Source organism: Rossellomorea sedimentorum (assembly GCF_046237645.1).
Classification (GTDB): domain Bacteria; phylum Bacillota; class Bacilli; order Bacillales; family Bacillaceae_B; genus Rossellomorea; species Rossellomorea sedimentorum.
This window is the reverse complement of sequence record NZ_CP143546.1, coordinates 4,046,679-4,069,322: the sequence shown is the minus strand read 5'-3', so window position 1 is coordinate 4,069,322 and position 22,644 is coordinate 4,046,679. Positions and strand designations below refer to the sequence as shown.

Below are 22,644 nucleotides of genomic sequence, written 5' to 3'. Positions count from 1 at the left end.
AAGGTAGGTGCTGCGAGAGAATGATTAGCCCTGAGGATAAAAATTAGGTCTTCTCTTTCCGGATGCAATAGGATCAGGAAGGGTGTTAAACCCTTAAAGAAATGTTACCACCATATATTAAAGGCAAGATTGGTAAAGACGTCAGTCCCCTCCACGAATAAATCTTTAACTATTGATACCCAACCCAATTCCCTTAATGTATTTTTAAATGAATTTTAAGAAAACTATTGAAATCGCTTTCAAAATGGTTTAAAATTCACTCCAAGAGTAAATTTCCGAAACGTTTTGGAGGAGCTCAAGTGACTACTATTAAAGATATTGCAAAAGCAGCTGGTGTTTCTGTTACCACGGTATCCAGAGCTTTAAACGGCTATTCGGATGTCAAAGAGCTGACCCGGCAGAAAATAGTTGCCGTTGCCAAAGAATTGAATTACAGTCCCAACTCGCTTGCCCGGAGTTTGGTGATGAATAAGTCGCAGACGATCGGACTCCTGGTTTCAGGCTTCACAAAAGAGAGCGTCAAGGATAATTTTACAGTCGAGGTATTAGCAGGTGTGAATGAATGTGCTTCAGAAATGAATTACGACTTGGTTCTATTCAACACCAATTCTTCTATGCAGAGGGAAAAAACATATACCCAGCTTTGCAGGGAGAGAAGGGTTGATGGAGTTATCATTCAGGGAATCCGGACAGATGATCCTTACCTCAAGGAAGTGGTTGACAGTGATATTCCTTGTGTACTGATTGATATTCCAATAGCTTCAGAGAATGTGGGATATGTGACGACCGACAATGAGTTAGGGGCAGATAAAGCAGTTCAGCACCTGATTGAGCTTGGCCACAGGAATATCGGGATGGTGAATGGACATGAATATGCATTTGTCAGCCAGAAACGTTTGAATGGCTATAAAAGGGCCTTGGAAAACGCAGGTCTTCCTTTTAAGCCGGAGTATGTGGTCGACGGGAGTTACAAAGAGGGAGAATCCAATAAAGTGACGAAAGAATTGCTATCAAATCATCCGGAGATCACGGCAATATTCTGTGCCAGTGATTTAATGGCAATCGGGTCGCTGAAAGCGGTTCAAGAGATAGGGAAAAAAGTTCCGGCCGATATATCCATCATAGGCTATGATGATATTTTACTTGCTTCATATGTCAGCCCGGCCCTGACAACTATTGCACAGAATAAGTTTCAGCTTGGTTTTGAAGCGGCTCAAATGCTTTTGAATCTTTTAACCAAAGGGGATCAATTAAAACAAGTTATTTTGCATACAGAGTTAAAAGAACGGAATAGCACTGCTTCCATCAAAAAATAAAAAAGTAATAACGCCTGGACAGATACCTTGTCCATGCGCTTCACATTTATCAAACTACTGAAAGTTTTACCAAAAACCGAAACGTTTCGGCAATAAAAGTAAGCGCTTCCTTATAAGGTTTTTATTTTTATTAATTTTCCGAAACGTTTTGGGAGGGTTTTAGGAGGTCTCATTATTAACATGAACTATCGTGTAATAAAAGAAAATAATTTGTTTTTTTTAACAGATGAAAAAGGAGATATTGTAGAAAATCATTCCTATGGATTGGGGTTGTATATGAATGATACTCGTTATCTCAGCAAATTCAACCTGAAAATCAATAGGGAAGAGCCAATTCTGCTTCATTCAGATGGATCCGAGAATTATATGGCGAGAATCCTCATGACCAATCCTCACCAGGAAAAGGATGGAGACCTGATACTGTGGCGTGAATCGATAGAAATAGAGAGAACACGATTCATATTTGATGACATCCTCTATGAAACCGTTACAGCTAAAAACTACTATCCCAAGCCTGTCTCTTTTGAACTGAGCGCCCATTTTGATGTTGATTTCAAAGATATGTTCATCGTCAGGGGCTTCCAGACAGGAGAGGTTGGAAGAAGAATGGGACAGAAGATAGAAGAGCAGCAACTGGATTTCCTGTATGAGGGAGCAGATGAGATCAAGAGAAGAACGTCAGTGAAGTGGGATACACAGCATAGCAAAGCGACTGAAGAAGGGGAGGTTTCCTTCTCTCTGACTTTGGACCATGAGGAGTCAAAGTCCATTACATTCATGGTAGCCCCAAAAGAAGGGGAGGAAACAAACCGGGTACATCTTACACCTGGAGAAGCTTTAGAAAAATTGAAAGCTTCCTATTCAGAATGGGAAAACAGCATGTCTTCTGTTGAAACGGATTATATGCCGCTCCAGAGACTTGTTGACAGAGGCACGGATGATCTGAGAGTGCTGCTTACCGACATTGGCTACGGGCGGTTCCCTGTTGCCGGTCTCCCTTGGTTCGGCGTTCCATTCGGGCGTGACAGTTTGATTGCCGCATTGCAAATGCTCGCATTCCAGCCAGAGGTCGCAAAAGGCACCCTCCTTACAATGGCGAGTTTGCAAGGGACAAAAGTTGATCCGTGGAGAGATGAACAGCCGGGCAAGATCATGCATGAAATCCGTTATGGCGAGCTGGCGAATACGGATCAGATTCCCTTTACTCCTTATTACGGTACCATCGATGCTACACCACTGTTCCTGGTGCTTCTGACAGAGTATGTGAAATGGACAAATGATCTGGATACTTTCCATAGATTAGAAGATAACGTTAAGAGGGCCCTGCAATGGATAGATGAATACGGGGACAGGGATGGAGACTTGTTTGTCGAGTATCATCAGGAATCGGTTAAAGGGATTGCCAACCAAGGATGGAAGGACTCAGGGGATTCCATCGTTCACCGCAATGGAGACTATGCGAAGACACCGATCGCCCTTTCTGAAGTTCAGGGGTATGTGTATCAGGCTAAGCGCGGAATTGCCTCCATCTATAAAAAACTCGGCAAAACGGAACAAGCAGAAACTCTATTGAAGCAAGCTAAGAAACTACAGCAAAAATTTGAAGAAGAATTCTGGATGGACGATCAGCAATTCTATGCGATTGCACTTGATCGGGATAAAAAGCAAGTGGGGACGATTACTTCAAATCCAGGCCACGTATTGTTCTCTGAAATGCTAGATGAAGAAAGAAGCTTGAAAGTCAGTGATATGCTTGCATCGGAAAAAATGTTCTCCGGTTTTGGAATCAGAACGATGGGCAAGGGAGAAGCAGGCTACAACCCAATGAGTTACCATGACGGAAGCATTTGGCCTCATGATAACAGTATGATCCTGTTAGGCTTGAGCAGGCTGGGGTATCAGGACCATGCTAAAAAAGTGATTGAAGGGCTTATCAAAGCTGCGGCCCACTTTGAGTATGATCGCCTGCCGGAACTGTTCTGCGGCTATGAAGAAGAAATCGGAAAGGCTGTTAAATACCCGGTGGCATGCTCCCCGCAAGCGTGGGCAGCAGGTACTCCATTAGTCTTCATCCAAGGGTTACTGGGAATTGTTCCGGACAGTACGGAGAATAAAATCACAGTCAATCCCTTCCTGCTGGACGGAATGAATGAACTTACTGTCCGTTCCATGAGGATAGGTGAAGGAGTTCTTTCTCTCAAAATCACAAGAGATGGCTCAGGTCTTAAGACAGAGGTATTGGAAAATACTACAGGCTGGGAGATTAGAGAAATTTAATTTTGGTTTACAGGATGCATGTTCCTTTAAATAAATTTTATAAACAAGACGGAAGGGGTTTTTAGAAATGAAAAAGAAATGGTTAGCTGGTTTAGGAATTACCACTATGTTGGTTGGTTCGGTTCTTGGGGGTTGCGGCAATTCCGATAAGGCAGAAAACAGCGGCGGAGAGAAAGATGGGGAAAAAGTTCAAGTCACACTTGCTGGTTGGGGCGGAAACCCTTCTGAACAAAAGCTGCTTGAACAGACGCTTGAGGACTTTGAAGCAAAACACCCAAATATCGATGTTAAATTAGAGGTTATTTCTGAGCAATATATGGATGTTATAAAAACACGCCTGATTGGCGGTGAAGGCCCTGATGTATTCTATCTGGATGCTTTTGAAGCTCCGGCATTAATTGAAACGGGCGTTGTTGAGCCACTTGATGAATACATAACAGAAGAATTTGATGTAGAAGATTTTGAAAAACCGATGCTTGAAGCATTCCAGGCTGATGAGAAAACGTTTGGTTTTCCTAAAGATTACTCAACATTGGCTTTATTCTACAACAAGAAGATGTTTGAAGAAGCAGGCGTAGAAGTTCCAACAACATGGGAAGAACTTCAAGCTGCTTCAGAGAAACTGACAAATGGTGATGTATATGGGTTTGGTGTGGCTCCTGAACTTGCACGTCTATACTATATTGCGGAATCTCTTGGTGGAAATGTCGTTAAAGACGGAAAAGCAAATTTCGCTTCCCCTGAAGTAGTAGAAGCACTTCAGCCAATTATCGAGCAGCATAATAATGCTAAAACATCTGCACAGCCTTCGGAAGTAGGCGCGACTTGGGGCGGAGAAATGTTCGGACAGGAAAAGGCGGCTATGGTCATTGAAGGAAACTGGGCCATCCCATTCTTAGCCGACACATTCCCTGGTGTAGAATATGGCACAGCTGAAGTTCCTACAATCAATGGTAAAAAAGGCACTATGGCATATACGGTTGCTTATGTCATGAATGCTGCTTCGGAAAAGAAAGAAGCTTCTTGGGAACTGCTTTCTTACCTGACTGGAAAAGAAGGTATGGAAACGTGGACATCTAAAGGGTTTGCGCTTCCTACTCGTAAATCAGTCGCTGAAAAGCTTGGTTATGATCAGGATGAACTGCGCGGAGCACTTGTGGCAGGAGCTCCTTATGCGACAGTTTGGTCTGAAGGAACGAACCTTCCGATTATCGTAAACAATTTCAATAACCAATTCGTAAGTGCCTTCCTTGGTGACCGTCCTTTGGATGAAGCGCTTGAAGAAGCACAAAAACAGGCGAACAGTGAAATCGACAACAACTAATCTTTTTGGTGGAAGAGGATCTGCCTGGGTCCTCTCCATGCTTTTTACTGTATTCTTTCTGTTGAAGTCCTTATCTAAATCAGGACTTCGATAGAAAGAGTTCATGTAAAAAAAGAACCAATCATTAAAATAAATCGGGGGTTACAAGATGATCAGAAAAACTTCCAAGAGAGAGCTGAGGGAAGCAGGACAAGGATATTTTTTCATGTCCCCAGCCATTTTCGTTCTATCACTATTCATTATCGGTCCTATCCTTTATGCCGTATTTCTGGCATTTCATAAAGTCGAATTGCTCGGTGGCACTTCTATGGACTTCGTCGCTTTTGAAAACTTTGCAAGAATCATGGAGGACCAAAGAGCAATCATCGCACTAAAAAACACAGCTAAATATGTGTTAATTGTTGTTCCTGTGCAGACGTTTTTAGCACTTGTACTCGCAGCAACCCTGAATGCAGGGTTAAAAGGAGAAAAGTTTTTCCGTATCGTTTATTTTCTTCCTACCCTGACTTCATCCGCTGTCTTAACCCTTATATTTATGTGGATGTATAACAAAAATGGATTAATCAACCACGCTTTAGAGATCCTGGGCTTGCCAACCTATAACTTCCTTGGTGATCCGGACATCGCGTTGAATGCCATCATGATTATGAATATCTGGGCTACGGCACCATTTTTCATGGTCATTTATCTTGCGGCTCTTCAGGATATTCCGGATTCACTATACGAAGCTGCGGACCTGGATGGAGCGAATGCAATTCAAAAGTTTTTCTATGTAACCGTTCCGTTCCTTCGTCCTGTCACATCCTTCGTTGTAATTATGGGACTTATCGGGACATTCCAGTTATTTGACCAATCTTACATTTTTTCAGGGGGATCAGGGGGGCCTGATAACTCAACCTTGACCGTTGTGCTCCTAATCTATCAATATGCCTTTAAAACATTAGGAACAATGGGATATGCAGCTGCATTGGCTTTCGCCCTCGCGTTAATTATTTTAGTGGCAACCCTGCTGCAGCGGAAATTCTCAAAAGAAGAATCGCTCTATTAAGGAGGTTTATATGAAACCGAAAAAAATGTCATTCAGTAAGCGCTTATTATATATCATTCTTGTTGCATATGCGGTCACGACCCTGATTCCATTTTTCTGGGCGCTGTCTTCTTCATTCAAAACTCTTGAAGAAATCGTAAGCGGTACACTCAATTTCCTGCCGCAGAATTTTACACTGGATAACTATAAACAGATTTTCGTGGAACAGGAATTATTCCCGCGCTGGATGTTAAACAGTCTGATCATTGCAGGCGTGGGCACATTCCTGAACATTATCTTTAACTCAATGGCCGGGTATGCTCTTGCACGGCTAAGTTTCCCAGGGAAAAAGGCATTGTTCATCATCATCCTTGCAGTGCTGATGATTCCTGCCCAGGTGACAATGATTCCAAATTACCTGATCTTAAAAGAATTAGGCTGGCTGAACTCTTATCAGGGAATGATCGTTCCGGCGATGATCAATGCTACGTTCATCTTCATGATGCGTCAATTCTTTGTTAACTTTCCGCAAGAACTGGAGGAAGCAGCCCAAATTGATGGATTGAGCAGGCTGGGCATCTTCTTTAAAATCGTTCTTCCGTTGGCAAAGCCGGCATTGGCAGCTCAAGCAATCTTCGTTTTCATGGGATTCTGGAACGACTTCATGAGACCCCTGATCATCATGACTGATGCGGAGATGTACACTCTGCCGCTAGGACTTAATACCTTCAAAGGTCAATACGTAAGCTACTGGAACTACATTATGGCTGCTTCAATGGCCTTCACGCTGCCCGTGCTGTTGATCTATGCTTTCTTTAATAAGTACTTCATTAAAGGGGTATCGTTCACAGGCGGAAAATAAGAATCTGCCTCCTATCGTTCGCTGATAGGAGGTATTCTTGTTTAATGCGAAGGTCTTATTTATGATTGGGATAAATAAAAGCACTACTCTAGTTACGCTGGTAAAAGCCATCAAAATGTTCAGGCAGGGAGTGAACAGCCGCTGCCCTTTATAGACGTTAGATGTCTAGTTGATTTCGAAGCTATCTTCAGGAGGGTTATCATATAAACCGCCATCAAAAATTGATTGAAAAGGATGGCAAGCTCTATTTAATGTATGCAGGAAATCAGTGGACAGGCCCGGACCATGATATGGATCTCTATCAGGTGCAGGCCCTGGCTGTCACTGAGGATGGAATTACGTTTGAAAAGGTACCAGAAAATCCTGTCATAGATCCTGCACCTGATGGGGATAGCCACCCTTATCATTTCAGGGACCCCAAGGTGTGGAAAAAGGGAGAGTACTAGTACGTTTTCATCGATCATTCTTCTGTGACAAGCCGATTGAATTGCTGCAAGTCGACCAGTGGGATTTGTAACATGACCCTTGAGTTGTTGATGGAGAGTGAACTATTGCTGTAGAAAAGAATATGAAAAGGATGCTCCGATACAATGGGGGCATCCTTTTTTTGCTTTATGAGCGTCAGGCGCTGCCTATAATGCATCCCGTAAGGACCGGATGATCTGGACATTATATTGATCCATATGAACTCCAGAGGAGACCATCTTGTGGGCTACGGCTGGTCTCATACCAGTAAGGCTGACATTGACGCCAAGCAGTTTCAATGCCTTTAAGAGTCCGTTGATGGAATGGAAAAAATGCTGGTTAGCTTCAAGGATAGAGGAAAGGTCAACAATGAGGGAAGACAGTTTCTTCTCTGAAACGCTGATTAACACTTTTTGTGTAATTAAGTCGATTTCCAAGTCATCTATAATCGTCTGATTAAGCGGGAGGATTCCTTTTTCATCAGGCAGCAGGATAATGTTGGAGGCCATTTGTTCTAAATGAAGCTTGATTTTTTCTTCTTCTTGAACAAACTCTGTGACATCGGAGAATTCAGCCATTGCTCCTAAAATAGTGTCATTCTCCTTCAGTAAATGTGTCTCCAGGTCGAAATAACAGTTGAATTCCCCAAACTGGTACGGCATTCTTTTTATTTGGACTGTTTTTCCGAACTTCACGGTGTTTTCAACATGGCGGACATCTTCCGGTGCATCAGGGAACAGGTCGTACGCATTCATATGAAGGACATCTTCTTTATTCACTTTCAACAATCTTTCGCACGCTGGGTTCATGTAAACGATTGAGTAGTCGGCATCAATGATGAAAATGGCATTTTTCAAAAAATCCATAGCATTCAAGGTTAGTTCATTAAATTGCAAAATACTTTTCTTCAAATCTTGTCCTCCAAAAATGAGTCTTATAAAAATTATAGCATCTTAATGGTTTGAATATCCATATAATGTGCAGGGAATTCCAGGACCTTTGCAGTAGATAGATAGGGAGACAGGAGGAGATTTTATGAAAGCACCAGAAGTGATAGAAGCGGTCTGGAAGAAATTTGACGGCTTTCCTATGGAGACATTGACGAAGGTTTGGCTACACAGCAGGATGGAAGGCGGTAAGCAGCGTGATATAGAGACTATGAAACTGCATAAAGAGCGATATGGCATTACAGGGAATTGCTTTGACCTGGCGCTCTGGCTTCTGTCAGAATTCAAGGCTGCAGGTCTCACTGCATATGCCATCGGCCATGATCTGAAGTCAGAGGCAGCCCATGTTGCTGTGATAGCACTGGATGAGCAGGAAAACCGATATCTGTGTGACTTGGGAGATCAATGGCTTCAGCCTATTTTAATAGAAAGAAATCACCCGGAATTCTCCCCTGATAAGCTGCCAGGTTTCTTCCCGGGAAGTGATATTCAAATCATCCCAAGAGAGCTGGATATTGAGGTCTTATATCACCGGCCAAACGGAAAGGTATCCAGGCAGGTGTTTGATCTTACTCCAATCGATTATGGAGATTTCCTGGAGGCTGCTGATTTTTCGCAAAATCTCATCAAGTCCAAGCCGCTGCTGGAAGTAAGGATTCCTTATAAAAAGGAAATGGCCCATTGGGGATTTTATGATTGGGGCAGCTTTCTCGGTACTAGTGAAGGAAAACATGTTGATGCCCCGTTGTCTACCGTTGAAGAGTGGGTGGAAAGGCTGCATGATAAGACAGGCTATGACCGCCAGATGCTTCTGGAGTCTTTATCCATTTATAAGTCATTTTTAGATGAGGGAACAAGGGTACAGCTGTAAAGTTAGGAGGAAGTTGATAGGGGGTTCGTTGGAACAGTCTTATTATCTTACCCTTCAGGATAGTTCCACTCATTATGATGCATGGCTCTAAACTTAATAGGAAACAAGTTCACCGCCGATTTAATAAAAACACTTGGATTCTGAAGAACCCAAGCGTTTTTTATCATAGCTGGAAGTGTTATTCAACCTTATCATTTTCCCATTGATACGTCCAAAAGTGCTCAAAGGTTACCCACTTTAAGGCTTCTGGATCCTGGGCGGCAATTCCCTGTTCAATTTGAGGAAGCATCCAGGCTGTCTGAGAACTGTGCGCTTTCATTGTCTCGATCTTTTGGTCCTTTACATCCGAGATATCATTGGTGACATCCGGTTGTCCCAAATGCTGTTTACAATCATTTGAGAATGCCAGACAGTGAAGCTTCGGACGTGCGGCCTTTGGCAGCCGGCGGACGGCTCTCACTACTGCCCGTGCCGTCGCTTCATGGTCAGGATGCACCGAATATCCTGGATAGAAGGTGATGATTAAAGAAGGATTCAATTCCTTAATGAGGTTTGTCACCATATTGGCGAGTTTTTCGTCATCTTCAAACTCGAGTGTCTTGTCGCGGTAACCCATCATGCGTAAGTCAGTGATGCCCATGACTTCAGCCGCTTTTTTCAGTTCTTCTTTGCGGATGAGCGGCAGGGATTCCCTGGTTGCAAATGGAGGATTACCCAGGTTTCGCCCCATTTCTCCCAAGGTGAGGCACGCATAGGTCACCGGGGTGCCTTCTTTTATATATTGCGAGATTGTCCCGGACACACCGAATGCTTCATCGTCGGGGTGAGGGAATATAACGAGTACTTGTTTTTCTTTCTGCATGCTGTAACCTCCTAAAAGTCAATGGAGTTCATTTAAGGCTTTTTTCTTAATAAACCTTGTTGCTTTTTACTATTAATTTCGAAAGAGAGTACCCTTCTTACCATGAAATATCTTGGCAAACAATAAAGAAAAGAGCTGCTATCTTCTTATAGAGAGATAGTCTTTTTATTCATGGGAAAATCGGGCACTTGGGAGTTTTCCGAGGGTAGCAATCTTTACGAAAAAAGTCATTTAAAAGGGTGTCGTGCTGATTTGCAGTGCAACAGCAAGCTTACCTTCATTGTCATGCCCTGCAAGCAGAAGCTGCCCTTTTTCCGTTTTTTCAAAGTGAGTGAGACCCTCAGCATAAATCCAGCCGATATCAAGCTTCAGGCCGGCCCTGAATGGTCCGTCACCGATGATCTTGCCATGCTCATAATTCACCTGAGCATTGCGTATGTAAGCTCCTGCAGAGAAAAAATCTTCTTTAAAGTGGGAGGCATAAGCTCCATTAGTTGTTTCTAAGTGTATATAAACATCTTTTCGGGCAAATTCATTAATCAAACCTTGCACTTTTGCCAGCGTAATAGGTTCCATCCCTCTGCCTCCTTATCCGGTAAATAAATCTGATCACTTCCCATTTTACTAAAATCACCAATAGAATGCGAAAACAACGTCTCTGTTATACCCATAATGCTTAAATAGCTGCCAACCACACCAATACGTTAAAGCGCTAAAAGGGACAGTCCCTCTTAGTGCTTTAAAGTGGTGAAGCGACTCGGAGGCAAAGGCATAAAAAAATGACTCCCACTCGGGAGCCATTGGCAAGGTTAAGATAAAAAGCTGTTTTAGGTTAAAGGTTAAGATAAAAAGTGTTGACTTGCTGCTTCGTAAATCTTAGTGTTCTTTACTGCCGATCACAACTACTTTTCCTTTATCAAGTTCTTCTTCATAACGCTCTGCTTCCGAGTCTGTTAAGCCTAAGGAACTCATTTTGGAACGCAGTTCGTCTCCGCGTTTCTTGAACGTGTTTCCAAGACTGTCGAACATGCCTTGTTCACTCATGCCGACACTTTCCGTATGAGTGCCTTCTGTTAGGTCTTTCGAACGCTCTTTGTCATGAGCGAAGATGTAAATGTCATCTTTCTCGTAACCGGAACGATTCAGTTCTTCAATTACTTTTGTTGCGTGCACTCCGTTTTCTACAGTGTGTACTTCATACATAGTTATAGCCTCCTCTAATAATTTGATGAAGCGTATGGTTAATATCTACCCGGTTTTCGAAGTGCTAAACAAGCTCAATAAGTGGTAAAATTAAGTAATTTCTGTATGCGGTAGCCGATGTATTTCATCCAGGGGATCTCGTAATCCTTCTCGATGAACTTCTCGGTATATAAACCGCCTTCGTTATCCCATATTCTGTTGAAATAAGCTTCAACTTCTTTGTTTACCTCCTGGTTAAGAGGCGTCTCCACCCAAAGGTTTGTTTCCAGATTCAGATCTTCAAAATTCCTTGTTGTATAATTGGTCGACCCGCCGAGAATAACGGCTTGTTCCTTCTTTTGAATGTAGAGAAGTTTTGTATGGTATTGTTCCATTTTCGTATTGTACCAGCGGATATGAATGTTCTCTTCGCCTCTGCGATGGAGCTCGGATGCGACAGGGATGTTGGGTAGACCCATCTTCTGCTGGCCGAATGCATTTTTATTAGGATCCAGAATAATCCTTACTTCAGCACCGCGTCTGGCTGCACCGATAAGCCTGTTAATGACTTTCCGCTCGGCGAGGTAAAACATTCCGAGCCAGACGGTATCCCCTTTTCCAGCCTTGTCCAACTCTTCCAATGCCCTTTTATGGATCTCACCTTCCGTCAGCACTTGAACTTTGATACTCCCGCCTCTTTCTCCGCTGCCATCATAATCAGGCAAACGGGGTCCATCAGAATATCTTGCAACCGCTTTTTCTGTTTTGAGAATGTCTCCAATGATAGGTCCCTTGACTTCAAAGGCAATATTGGAATGCAGGCCGCTCGCATTGTGGGGGTTGGCAGACGTGATGAGCGCAGACTGGTCTGTCACCACCACTTTTCGATGATTGGCCTTCACATTCAAGAGTTCCAAGTAGGAACGGACTGTCACTTTCGGTGCAGTGGAGGCTAACGGGTTGGACAGCCAGCCGTCATCTTCAGGTTCTGATTGAAACCATTGAAAAAAAGTTCGCCAGATGGCACTGTAAACAAAGTTGGAGTCTCGTAACGGCTTGAGGTCTGTATACATGACCTGTATGCCATTTTCTCTCAGCCGTTCCACCTCAGGGGCTTTATGAGAGCCGTATGTGGTATTGATATGATCGGTGATAAATACCATTTCGATATCTGGATTCTTTTGCTTTTTATCAATCAAGGCCTGCGTCAGATTCCCCGCTAAATCAGGCATATCATATTTACCGTCATAAAAGCTGTTGAACAGAAACATATCGATGACGACAAAGTCCTTGGCTTCTCCAATCATCCTATTAATTCTTTCGAAGATCCGCGATTCATGAAGAAAGTGACCAGCAGGATCTTTATAGGAGAGATCATAGATGAAATCAACATCATCAGTGTGGAAGACATCTCCTTCATAAGAAGTCCCTTCAGGAAGAGACTTATGAGTTTGATAGAACATAACTGAACCAAAATATACCAAAATCAGAATAGTAATGAGCGCAGTCCTCTTTGTTCCCCAGTTCTTCAAGCGTTTCATGGCTTTTTCCTCCAGTCCATAGTAAAGTACTTTACCCGCATTATAGATTGCATATTCCAACTTCCGACAATATTTTCTATAATATGAAGGAGGATGGTGAATTCATTGAAAAATCACGAAGCTAGAATAAGAGAAATAGAGTCTCTACTCGCAGAATTAAAGGAAAGCAGCCAGCAGACAAGTGCCACGGCCGTTTTTGATAGAGGGAAGATCCGTCTGCCTTTTTTAAAAGCAGGAAAAGCAATCTTCACAGTTTGGAAAAGCAAGTTTCTTATTTTGCTGCTACTGATGGTCCTTGTGATATCAGGTGTTTCGATCGGACTGTATTCTTGGCTAGCTGGAGGTACGTTACAGGAAGAACAAGGGTCTTTTGTTGAACAAATTAAAGACATGAACTCCTTGGCGACTGCACAGGCCTTCACCAAAGCAGTCATTGAGCAAGAGGATAACAAGATATTCGGTAAAGAAATTTCAGCTGATCTTCCAGGGACGAAAAGGAAACTGTTATTGGTTGTACCAGGAACCGTCATGGCCGGAGTCGACCTGAAAAAAATATCAGAAAATGATATTTTGGTAGATGAAGAGGGAAAGAAAATGACAATTGAACTGCCAAGGGCGGAAATCCTTCAATCACCTTCTCTAGATACGGAAAACATCAAGACATTCTCAGTAGAAGGCATCTTCAGGAGTGATGTCGATTGGGAAGAGGGATTCAGCCTTGCGGGGGAAGCCAAAGAACTGATTCAGAAGGAAGCGGTTGATCAAGGATTGCTGCAGATAGCAGAGGGAAATGCTGAAAAATCGTTAAAAGATTTTTTCGGGAGGCTTGGCTACACAGTAATTATCGAATATAAGAACTAACATGAAAGGGTGTTGATTGTGGCTGGCATTCTTCAAAATGATTGGGCCGATGTCTTGGAAACTGAACTGGAGAAGCCCTACTATGTTAAATTGCAAAAATATCTAGAGGAAGAGTATGAGACGGAAAAGGTATTCCCGGAGAAAAAGAATATCTTTAACGCGCTTAATTCCACCTCTTTTTATGATACAAAAGTGGTCCTGCTTGGACAGGATCCCTATCACGGAGAAGGGCAGGCCCACGGATTAAGTTTTTCAGTAGAAAAAGACGTTAAGATTCCACCGTCACTGCGTAATATTTATAAAGAACTTCACGACGACATCGGTTGTGGAATTCCCAGTCATGGTAACTTAAGCAAGTGGACCAGTCAGGGAGTGCTTCTTTTGAACACGGTTTTGACGGTGAGAGAAGGGCAGGCGCACTCTCATAAAGGTAAAGGCTGGGAAACTTTCACCGACAAGGTAATAGAACACCTTAATCATAGGGAAAAGCCAGTTGTCTTTATGCTGTGGGGGCGGCCTGCACAGGAAAAACTGAAATTGATCGACAGTAAGAAACACTTTGTGATTCAGTCTCCCCACCCAAGTCCACTATCTGCCAGGAAAGGTTTTTTTGGGAGCAAGCCTTTTTCCAGAGCCAATGAGTGGTTGAAGAAAAACGGCGAGAAAGAAATAGATTGGTGTTTAAAGTAGAGCGAATTCCGACAAAATCAATCATGTTTCACGTGAAACAATCCGAAATATGGCGAAGCGAGGCGAAAACATCGGCTGTGCTTCGTTTTTTTATGCAAAAAGTGAAACATTTCCAGGCACTAACGGGCAATTGCACCAGAATTCACTACGGTTTGTAACAGGCAAAGTTGATATAAGTTTGATAGAATAGGGAAGAATGACTGGATAGGGAGCGAGAGAATTGCCGGAGAAAAAGAAAATCAACTGTTTTCAATGCCAATATTTCTATACAACTTGGGAACCCGCCCATCCACGCGGCTGCAAAGCATACGGATTCAAGACAAAAGCGATGCCTTCCCTGGTCGTATTCCGTTCCTCCGGAGAAAGCTGCCTGAGGTTCACGGCGAAGGGTAAATCAGGGAAATAATTTAGTGGCTGTGAAAACGGCTTTATAGATGATTGTTGATACCTTTCAGGATAGTTTTCACAATCAGCGTTTATTTGAGAAATTTTTAAAATTTTTATTAGGTTATTCACACTATATCCTGTTGGAGCGGGAGGTGCTCGCCCCTGTAGCGGAAATCTATCTGAACACAATTTCAACTGGAAGAAGGTTAAGTTACATAAAAGAACACACAAAAGGAGGGACACGATGAATATATCCCACGTCTCACTGATCAATAAAATGGAACAGGAACTTTTAAAAGCTAAGAAAGCAGAACGGCCTCAAAACATCCGTGAACACATCAACTCAATAAAAGCTTTATGTGAAGTGATGCTGGAAAATGAGAGTGTCAGCTCCAGCCAGCCTGTTTTCTCTAATCAAATGCCGGCACAGCAAATGACAATGCCGGTCAGCAGCCAGCAGTCCCAAACCGTAACAATCACTGAAGAAAGCAAGCTGGAAACAGAAGATGGGGCGAATGGAGACTCGCTGTTTGAATTCTAAATCTAAATGAACCGGGAGTGTTTGAGGGTATGAAAACATTTATTATTATTGGAGCGATCAATGCATTTCTTTCGGTAGCGATGGGGGCTTTCGGTGCTCATGCGCTGGAAGGAAAAATCTCACAGAAATATATTGATATATGGAACACAGGAGTGCTTTATCAAATGTTCCATTCAATCGGAATTCTGATCATAGGGGTGCTGGCAGGAAACATTGCAGCCAGCTCCATGCTTAACTGGTCAGGATGGCTGATGCTGATCGGAATCGTATTATTCTCCGGAAGCTTATACATTTTGAGCCTGACGGGAATCAAAGTGCTTGGGGCAATCACACCTCTAGGTGGATTATCATTCCTGATTGCCTGGGTATTGTTAATCATCACTGCTTTAAAAACCATGTAAACAAAGGTTGTTTTTGTATAGATTGATGCTTTCGGAAAAATCCTAAAGGTCGGATTTTTCCCTTGATTACTAGGGCTTTTCTTTCTGAACAGGGTGAATAGTTCTTTTCTTTATCTTGCTTGCCAGAAGCATTTCTGTAAACTACGGCTATATCCCTTGAACTTCAGATCAATATAACAGCAAATTTTTAGAAACAGCTTCAATAAAAGACTGCGAGCCAGCATGGGCACGCAGTCTTTTCAGTTTTTTAATCTTTTATCTTGGGGAATAAGCAACAGTAGGGGCTGCTCCTGCACCAAATGGATATTCATACTCAATCTCTTCGTCAAATGTAATGTAATCAAGATAAATCATCGGCAATAAATATCGCATGCCTGTTTGAGGGTCACTCAGGATAATGTGATCACGGCCGGCAGCTTCAATGATGCCCTTGAATACTTTGGCATTCCACTCCCTGTTGTTTTCAAATGTCATATACACTGTGGCCACTTTTCCTTTATTAAGACGAAGAATGTTCTCAATATACGATTCTTCTACAGGCAGCTGGCCGGGGATATTCTGTTGTGGACTTGGAGCACTGACAGGTTGTGGAACCTGCATGCCTTGGCCCCCGTAATACTGACCGCCCATGTAGTTTTGAGGCTGACCATAATATGGCGGCTGGGTATAGCCATATCCATAGGGATTTCCACTGGTTGATTGTTTCACAAAACAGACCTCCTTGAGTAATCAAAATCCTTCATGGCGAAGGTGTTTCACTTCTGGTTCACAAAGCACGGTGACCAATGCTAATGACTCTCTTTCTGTAAAAAATAAGGATAATGAAGTGAAAGAGAGTTTGCTCTAATTTCACTATTTCATTTTTATGTAAGAGAGGGACGGAATATTCCATAAAAAGCGGAAGCAGCCGTACAGCGACGTACAGATTTTAGGGCTCACGCATGAGATAAAGGGAACACAACGAACGTAGTGAGTTGATGTTGACTTATCGCAAGGAGAGAGCCCGAAATCTGCTAGTCGCTGGCTGCTGAAGCTGGATTGATAAAAAGCGGAAGCAGCCGTACAGCGACGTACAGATTTTAGGGCTCACGCATGAGATAAAGGAATCACGAAGAGCGTTAGCGGTTCGATGTTCATTTCCAGTTGCCTGGCAGCATTCTCTGAATACGAATATCATTTAAAACAGAAAAAATCCAGAAGCCGATTTTTTCTAGATTCCTTTTTGTACGAGTTGAGGAAATGAACTTGTTGACTTATCGCAAGGAGAGAGCCCGAAACCTGCTAGTCGCTGGCTGATGAAGCTGGATTGATAAAAAGCGGAAGCAGCCGTACAGCGGCGTACAGATTGCGGAACTGTCCCAATGAGTTAGAAAACAGGCTGCCCACCGTACCCAAATAAAAAGCCCAAACAGGAACCTGTCTGGGCTTAGCGTGCAATTATACGTGTAAGAAATGGCCAATCTTCTCTTCTTCAAGAAGGTTTCCAACGAAGAAAGTGCCGAACTCGCCGTAGCGGGCGCTGACTTCATCGAAGCGCATTTCATATACAAGCTTTTTGAATTGAAGAACATCATCCGCAAACAATGTAACTCCCCATTCATAATCATCGAAACCGACAGAACCGGTGATGATTTGTTTTACTTTACCTGCATACTGGCGGCCGATCATTCCGTGGCTGCGCATCAGGCTGCGGCGTTCTTCCATAGGAAGCATATACCAGTTGTCATTTCCTTGGCGGCGCTTGTCCATCGGATAGAAGCAGACATGCTTCGCTTTTGGAAGGATGGGATATAGTCGCGCACGCACATGCGGGTTCTGGTAAGGGTCTTCCCCGTCAGCCAGGTAGTTGCTCAACTCTACTACTGACACATAGGAGAATGTCGGCAAAGTGTACTGCGCGATTGTCAGTTTATTGAATTCAGTCTCAAGGTCATTCAGTTCCTCCATTGTTGGACGGACAATCATCATCATAAAGTCTGCTTTTTGGCCGACAATAGTGTATAGCGCATGGCTGCCTTCTTCTTGACTCTGAGTTTTATTCATTTTCTCTAGGAAACCATGAAATTCATTGATTGCCGTTTGTCTTTCGTCGCTGGAAAGCATCTTCCAGGAAGTCCAGTCCATTGCCCGGAAGTCATGCAAAGAATACCAGCCATCTAACGTTTGAGCCGGTTCACTCATGTGTATCACTCCTTATAAACTTGTATGCACCCTTACTATATCATAGTTTGGCCCAATATCCCGAATTAGAATCTTGACCGAAAACCAACATTTTTAAAGGGAAAGGTGCAGTGATAGTGCATATTCAGAGTGACGCAAGGGAACAATAAAGCAGGTTGAAAAGGGTGAAATTTTCGAAAAACAAAAACATTTTAAATGGAAACGCTGCCATTGTCCGTTATTCTTGAAATCTTCCGGCAGAAGAGTATGCTAAAAGTGGATAAATGAAGGAGGGCTTAATTCATGAGCAATCTATTTGAAACATTAAAAGCAAAAGTTACAGGAAAAGACCTGAAAATTGTATTTCCTGAAGGACAAGATGAAAGAATTTTAACTGCAGCCTCCCGTCTCGCCGCAGATGGAATACTTACTCCGGTGATCATCGGAAATGTGGGCAGTGTCCAGGCAAAAGCTCAAGAGGTAAATGTGTCACTTCAAGGCTGTGACATCCTTGATCCGTCAGATAATGAAGTTATGGACGAACTTGTTCAATCATTTGTGGAAAGAAGAAAGGGCAAAGCGACAGAAGAGGATGCGAAGAAGATTCTCCTTGATGAAAATTACTTCGGAACCATGCTTGTGTATACCGGCAAAGCCCATGGTTTGGTCAGCGGTGCCGCTCACTCTACAGCAGACACGGTCCGCCCGGCGCTTCAAATCATCAAAACAAAAGAAGGCGTACGCAAAACATCAGGTGTATTCATCATGGTCCGTGAAGACGAAAAATACGTATTTGCAGACTGCGCGATTAACATTTCTCCTGACAGCCAGGACTTAGCTGAAATTGCCATTGAGAGTGCGAAAACAGCGGAAATGTTTGATATTGACCCGCGGGTTGCGATGCTGAGTTTCTCTACAAAAGGGTCCGCAAAATCTCCTGAAACGGAAAAAGTGACAGAAGCAGTCAACATTGCAAAGGAGAAAGCCCCTGACCTTACGCTGGACGGCGAATTCCAATTTGATGCTGCTTTTGTCCCATCCGTTGCAAGCAAGAAAGCTCCTGATTCCGTTTTGAAAGGTGATGCAAATGTATTCATCTTCCCTAGCCTTGAAGCAGGAAACATTGGATACAAAATCGCACAGCGCCTAGGAAATTTCGAGGCAGTAGGTCCAATCCTTCAAGGATTGAATGCACCGGTTAATGATCTTTCCCGCGGTTGTAACGAAGAAGACGTGTATAAACTGGCGCTGATTACGGCTGCCCAGGCTCTGTAAGAATTTGATGTTGAACGGTCTCCTATGGGGGCCGTTTTCTAATGACCTCAGTTTAAAAATTAGGCCAAACTAAAAAGGCTTAAGTCCATACGGTTTGTCCCTCCTTGAATATTTTGGTAGTAAGGAGGTGTCAAAAATGACGACCATTGTAATAGATCCCGGCCACGGGGGGAATGATCCTGGAGCCACCTATCGGAATTTTATGGAGAAGACCTATAACCTTTCCATCGCCCTTAAGGTAAGGGATTATCTGCTAAATAATTATAATGTCAACATTCTGATGACCAGGACAGGCGACACAACAATGTCACTCAGCCAGCGCTCCAGTTTCGCCAATTCAAGGAATGCCGACTTCTACCTTTCCATCCATAATAATGCAGCTGGCGGAAGAGGCTTTGAAAGTTATATATATAACGGGGCCGTTTCTCAACAGACACAAAACTACCAATCTATTATCCACGATGAAATTATGTCCTCGGTCAAACAGAAATACGGCATCACGGACAGGGGGAAGAAACGGGCAAACTTCCACGTCCTCAGGGAAACACAAATGAACGCCCTCTTATTGGAGGTCCTGTTTGTCGATAATCCGGCTGACCTGAACATCCTGAACAATCCAAATTTCATCACTGACGTTTCTAATGCCATTGCAAGAGGGGTCGCTAAAGCACTGTCTCTTCCAGCAAAAAGTACCACAGGAGTGCTGTTTAAAGTAATTGCCGGCTCATTTACCGACCGCAAAAATGCGGAGGAAAGAGTAACCTTCCTTATGTCAAAAGGAGTATCATCTTTTATTGTCCCAACCGTCATTTCAGGGATACAGTATTACAGAGTACAGGCAGGGGCATATTCAAGCAAAGAAAATGCAGAGGCGCAAGTTGAAAAAGTAAAGCAGCTTGGCATCGCCGGCGCATTTATCATCACGGAGGGGAAAGAGCCTGCCCCCACACCCAAGCCTCCTGCACCGCCAACACCGGAGGAGCTTTTTACAATCAACGGGAATACTCTTCTACATGCTCATCAGCTTGATGAGTTCGTCCGAACAGTGAACCCTGAAGCGCCTTCTCTCGGCCAATTTTATGTAAGCTTCGGAAACGCATACGGCATCAGGGGAGATGTTGCCTATGCGCAAGCTATTCATGAGACGAACTATTTCCGCTTCACAGGTCTTGTGAAAAGAGAACAGAACAACTATGCAGGAATCGGTGCGACCGGTCCTGGCAACCCGGGTGCAAGTTTTTCTACGCCAGAAGTCGGTGTGCATGCCCAGATTCAACATCTGTATGCTTACTCCTCAACTGAAAGCATTCCGGCGGGCTTCCAGCAGGTAGACCCGAGATTTCACCTTGTCACAAGAGGAATCGCTAAAACGTGGACTGACCTTAATGGAAGGTGGGCTGTCCCGGGAACAACCTACGGACAAAGTATCATCAGCATTTATAGACGAATGCTGACCCATGCCATTGAAGGACTAGATCAACAGAAGCAGGCTATTAACAGCAGGCTTGAAGAATTATAAAAAAGCAGCGGGCGATCCGCTGTTTTTTTGTCCTTTAGAACGGTTTCGTTCTGCCACTGGGGGATATGATATAATAATTCCCATGATAACTGAAGGAGAACGAACGATGGAAATGCAAACAAACGAATCATTGCTCATACAACCCCAATGGAGGATCATCGACCAATCCAGTTTGGGTCCGCTATTCGATGCTCTTCAGTCCTTTGCCATGGATGATACCCTCTGCACCTCGGTAGGTGCGGGTGCCTCTCCAGCCACTGCCAGAGCATGGGTACACCACAACACGATTGTCCTGGGCATTCAGGATACGAAACTTCCGTCGCTTGAAGCCGGTTTGAAGGTGCTTGAAGACCGCGGTTACCGGTACATCGTCCGAAATTCCGGCGGCCTGGCGGTGGTGCTGGATGAGGGGGTTCTCAACCTTTCCCTCATCTTCCCGGACTCGGAAAAAGGGATCGATATCAATCGTGGATACGATGCGATGCTTCAGCTGATAAAAGAGATGTTCAAAGATTTTCCGGTCAACATAGAAGCAAGGGAAATCACCAATTCCTACTGCCCCGGCAGCTATGACCTCAGCATAAATGGCAAAAAATTTGCAGGCATCTCGCAACGAAGGATCAGGAATGGCGTTGCGGTGCAGATTTATCTCTGTGTGATCGGAAGCGGTTCTGAACGGGCAAAAATTATAAGAGACCTTTATCATGCGGGAAAAAGAGAAGAAAGCAGAAAATTTATCTTTCCTGAAATCCAGCCAGACTGCATGGCATCCCTTTCAGAGCTGCTTGGCGTCAGCCTGACAATCCAAGACACCATGCTGAGATTCCTGCAGTCGCTCAAAGGCTTCAGCGAAAAAATCTATGCAAGCCAGCTGGAGGGAGAAGAACTTCCTCTATATGAAGGCTATTTAGAGCGGGTTCGACAAAGAAATGAGAAGGTTTTGAAGGAAAAATAGAAATGTAGGTCCGGCAATCCACTTGGCTGCCGGATTTTTTATTGGAATGCTACAGGTAATATGAATGTTGCGGCCTTTTTATACATATATACGCATGGGTTATGCACAAATGCGCAAAGAACCAGACGTAAACGCACAGCTTCCGTCCCTTGCTGCTCATACGCAAGATCCCAAATAGAAAAAACACTGACACAGGGCCAGTGTTTTTTCTATACTATTCTGCTACTTTTTCAAGATTGCCGTTGCGGTCCATCTTGAATCTTGGCGCTTTTCCTTCTTCATCTTCGAACAAGACAAGCTTCCTTGCGCGGTTCATGATCTGCATCAGGGTTTCGTAATCTTCCTGCATCGTAACCGTGTTTTTCTCAAGTTCGGCGATCTTTTTGGCGAGTTCAGCATTTTGGCGCCTGATTTCGGCGTTTTCGTGCTTCAATCTCTGATTCTCACTTTTTAAAATATCAGAGTGAAAATTCGAGTGAGCCAGACTTTGCAAGAAAGCGATGACTTTTTCAAGTGACATTTCTGTCCTGCTTTGTGCAGCCGGCACTGCTGGAGCAGCGGCAGGGGCAGGCGTTTGGGCTGGTGACATCGATCCTGCCGTCTTGCTTACCTCATTACTATCTAATGCTTCTTCGGCAAACTCAGTATCTGCTTCTGCTTTTTCCATCATTTCCAATGCTTCACTTACCGGACTAGTATACTCTTCTTTTTCATTACTCATATCAGACGACATCGATAGAGACATAGCATCTATTTCATCATACGATGGTGCCGGCGGCTGGTATAACAGTTTTTTCTTGCCTCCCTGATCTTTCCCGAGCAGGCGCTGTCGTTGTTTGCGCTGCTTCTTGGCAAGGCTCAAAGCTTTTTCATATTGATGGCGGACAACGGCATTCCAGCGAAACCCGCAGGCGGCGGAGGTCCTGTTCAATTTGTCCCCTACTTCTTCAAATGCATTCAGCTGGGTGCTTCCTTCTCTCACATGCCGTAAAACCGTCTCGGCTAATAGCAAATCGTCTTCTTCTGTCCAGGCATCCTGTCTTGATTTCATTTTTACCAACTCCCTTATTTTAGTACCTTTTCTTACTAGAAGTCTGTACATAAAAAAGGGAATCTATACGAATATGTTAAAATTATTTTTTTCTACTAGTTTCGTTGTCGCACAGTTAAAAAAGTGGAGA

22 protein-coding genes are annotated in these 22,644 nt (G+C 43.6%); 14 read left to right on the top strand and 8 right to left on the bottom strand.

What is annotated here, in order from left to right:
* Nucleotides 1–299 precede the first annotated feature (299 nt).
* The 6 genes from V1502_RS19840 (at nucleotide 300) to V1502_RS19815 (ending at nucleotide 7,252) form a co-directional block, all read left to right on the top strand.
* Nucleotides 300–1,316: a LacI family DNA-binding transcriptional regulator gene (locus tag V1502_RS19840; RefSeq protein WP_409252316.1), complete on the top strand. Its 1,017-nt coding sequence runs from the start codon at nucleotides 300–302 to the stop codon at nucleotides 1,314–1,316.
* Between the two features lie 180 nt (nucleotides 1,317–1,496).
* The gene (locus V1502_RS19835; RefSeq protein ID WP_409252315.1) at nucleotides 1,497–3,593 is read left to right on the top strand and encodes a glycogen debranching N-terminal domain-containing protein; all 2,097 of its coding nucleotides are present in this window, start codon (nucleotides 1,497–1,499) and stop codon (nucleotides 3,591–3,593) included.
* Nucleotides 3,594–3,660: 67 nt separating this feature from the next.
* Entirely contained in the window at nucleotides 3,661–4,917 is a 1,257-nt protein-coding gene (locus tag V1502_RS19830) for an ABC transporter substrate-binding protein (protein ID WP_409252314.1), read from the top strand.
* 148 nt (nucleotides 4,918–5,065) lie between these two features.
* Nucleotides 5,066–5,965, top strand: a complete 900-nt coding sequence (locus tag V1502_RS19825) for a carbohydrate ABC transporter permease (RefSeq protein ID WP_409252313.1) — start codon at nucleotides 5,066–5,068, stop codon at nucleotides 5,963–5,965.
* 25 nt (nucleotides 5,966–5,990) lie between these two features.
* Nucleotides 5,991–6,806, top strand: coding sequence for a carbohydrate ABC transporter permease (locus V1502_RS19820; RefSeq protein ID WP_409254399.1), 816 nt, complete (start codon nucleotides 5,991–5,993; stop codon nucleotides 6,804–6,806).
* A gap of 221 nt (nucleotides 6,807–7,027) precedes the next feature.
* Nucleotides 7,028–7,252: a hypothetical protein gene (locus V1502_RS19815; protein WP_409252312.1), complete on the top strand. Its 225-nt coding sequence runs from the start codon at nucleotides 7,028–7,030 to the stop codon at nucleotides 7,250–7,252.
* Nucleotides 7,253–7,438: 186 nt separating this feature from the next.
* On the opposite strand, the gene V1502_RS19810 is transcribed toward V1502_RS19815, so the two are convergent.
* Nucleotides 7,439–8,182 carry a PAS domain-containing protein gene (locus tag V1502_RS19810; RefSeq protein ID WP_409252311.1) on the bottom strand — a complete coding sequence of 248 codons (744 nt, stop codon included), beginning with the start codon at nucleotides 8,180–8,182 and terminating at the stop codon, nucleotides 7,439–7,441.
* A gap of 124 nt (nucleotides 8,183–8,306) precedes the next feature.
* On the opposite strand from V1502_RS19810, the gene V1502_RS19805 reads away from it, so the two are divergent.
* On the top strand, nucleotides 8,307–9,089 hold the full coding sequence (locus V1502_RS19805) for a hypothetical protein (protein WP_409252310.1): 783 nt from the start codon (nucleotides 8,307–8,309) through the stop codon (nucleotides 9,087–9,089).
* 178 nt (nucleotides 9,090–9,267) lie between these two features.
* On the opposite strand, the gene bshB2 is transcribed toward V1502_RS19805, so the two are convergent.
* The 4 genes from bshB2 to V1502_RS19785 all read right to left on the bottom strand — a co-directional run bounded on the left by bshB2 (nucleotide 9,268) and on the right by V1502_RS19785 (nucleotide 12,674).
* A complete protein-coding gene (gene bshB2 / locus V1502_RS19800; RefSeq protein ID WP_409252309.1) occupies nucleotides 9,268–9,951 on the bottom strand; it encodes a bacillithiol biosynthesis deacetylase BshB2 in 684 nt (227 codons plus the stop codon).
* Between the two features lie 231 nt (nucleotides 9,952–10,182).
* Nucleotides 10,183–10,527: a YojF family protein gene (locus V1502_RS19795; RefSeq protein ID WP_409252308.1), complete on the bottom strand. Its 345-nt coding sequence runs from the start codon at nucleotides 10,525–10,527 to the stop codon at nucleotides 10,183–10,185.
* A gap of 300 nt (nucleotides 10,528–10,827) precedes the next feature.
* Entirely contained in the window at nucleotides 10,828–11,154 is a 327-nt protein-coding gene (locus tag V1502_RS19790) for a general stress protein (protein WP_409252307.1), read from the bottom strand.
* 74 nt (nucleotides 11,155–11,228) lie between these two features.
* Nucleotides 11,229–12,674 carry a phospholipase D family protein gene (locus tag V1502_RS19785; RefSeq protein WP_409252306.1) on the bottom strand — a complete coding sequence of 482 codons (1,446 nt, stop codon included), beginning with the start codon at nucleotides 12,672–12,674 and terminating at the stop codon, nucleotides 11,229–11,231.
* 96 nt (nucleotides 12,675–12,770) lie between these two features.
* On the opposite strand from V1502_RS19785, the gene V1502_RS19780 reads away from it, so the two are divergent.
* From V1502_RS19780 to V1502_RS19765, 4 genes are all read left to right on the top strand, one after another.
* On the top strand, nucleotides 12,771–13,535 hold the full coding sequence (locus tag V1502_RS19780) for a DUF4230 domain-containing protein (protein ID WP_409252305.1): 765 nt from the start codon (nucleotides 12,771–12,773) through the stop codon (nucleotides 13,533–13,535).
* 18 nt (nucleotides 13,536–13,553) lie between these two features.
* Nucleotides 13,554–14,225 carry a uracil-DNA glycosylase gene (locus V1502_RS19775; protein ID WP_409252304.1) on the top strand — a complete coding sequence of 224 codons (672 nt, stop codon included), beginning with the start codon at nucleotides 13,554–13,556 and terminating at the stop codon, nucleotides 14,223–14,225.
* A gap of 631 nt (nucleotides 14,226–14,856) precedes the next feature.
* Nucleotides 14,857–15,153, top strand: coding sequence for a YwdI family protein (locus tag V1502_RS19770; RefSeq protein ID WP_409252303.1), 297 nt, complete (start codon nucleotides 14,857–14,859; stop codon nucleotides 15,151–15,153).
* 29 nt (nucleotides 15,154–15,182) lie between these two features.
* On the top strand, nucleotides 15,183–15,554 hold the full coding sequence (locus V1502_RS19765) for a DUF423 domain-containing protein (RefSeq protein WP_409252302.1): 372 nt from the start codon (nucleotides 15,183–15,185) through the stop codon (nucleotides 15,552–15,554).
* A 255-nt stretch (nucleotides 15,555–15,809) separates the two neighbouring features.
* On the opposite strand, the gene gerQ is transcribed toward V1502_RS19765, so the two are convergent.
* Together gerQ and hemQ are read right to left on the bottom strand one after the other, a co-directional pair.
* Nucleotides 15,810–16,262: a spore coat protein GerQ gene (gene gerQ, locus V1502_RS19760; protein ID WP_409252301.1), complete on the bottom strand. Its 453-nt coding sequence runs from the start codon at nucleotides 16,260–16,262 to the stop codon at nucleotides 15,810–15,812.
* Nucleotides 16,263–16,991: 729 nt separating this feature from the next.
* Nucleotides 16,992–17,735, bottom strand: a complete 744-nt coding sequence (gene hemQ / locus V1502_RS19755) for a hydrogen peroxide-dependent heme synthase (protein ID WP_409252300.1) — start codon at nucleotides 17,733–17,735, stop codon at nucleotides 16,992–16,994.
* 282 nt (nucleotides 17,736–18,017) lie between these two features.
* On the opposite strand from hemQ, the gene pta reads away from it, so the two are divergent.
* The 3 genes from pta to V1502_RS19740 all read left to right on the top strand — a co-directional run bounded on the left by pta (nucleotide 18,018) and on the right by V1502_RS19740 (nucleotide 21,463).
* Nucleotides 18,018–18,989 carry a phosphate acetyltransferase gene (pta, locus tag V1502_RS19750; protein ID WP_409252299.1) on the top strand — a complete coding sequence of 324 codons (972 nt, stop codon included), beginning with the start codon at nucleotides 18,018–18,020 and terminating at the stop codon, nucleotides 18,987–18,989.
* A 136-nt stretch (nucleotides 18,990–19,125) separates the two neighbouring features.
* The gene (locus V1502_RS19745) at nucleotides 19,126–20,508 is read left to right on the top strand and encodes an N-acetylmuramoyl-L-alanine amidase (protein ID WP_409252298.1); all 1,383 of its coding nucleotides are present in this window, start codon (nucleotides 19,126–19,128) and stop codon (nucleotides 20,506–20,508) included.
* 112 nt (nucleotides 20,509–20,620) lie between these two features.
* Complete coding sequence (locus V1502_RS19740; RefSeq protein ID WP_409254398.1) at nucleotides 20,621–21,463, top strand: biotin/lipoate A/B protein ligase family protein; 843 nt, start codon at nucleotides 20,621–20,623, stop codon at nucleotides 21,461–21,463.
* Between the two features lie 214 nt (nucleotides 21,464–21,677).
* Here the strand turns inward: V1502_RS19740 and V1502_RS19735 are convergent, their stop codons facing one another.
* A complete protein-coding gene (locus V1502_RS19735; RefSeq protein WP_409252297.1) occupies nucleotides 21,678–22,514 on the bottom strand; it encodes an RsfA family transcriptional regulator in 837 nt (278 codons plus the stop codon).
* Nucleotides 22,515–22,644: the final 130 nt, after the last annotated feature.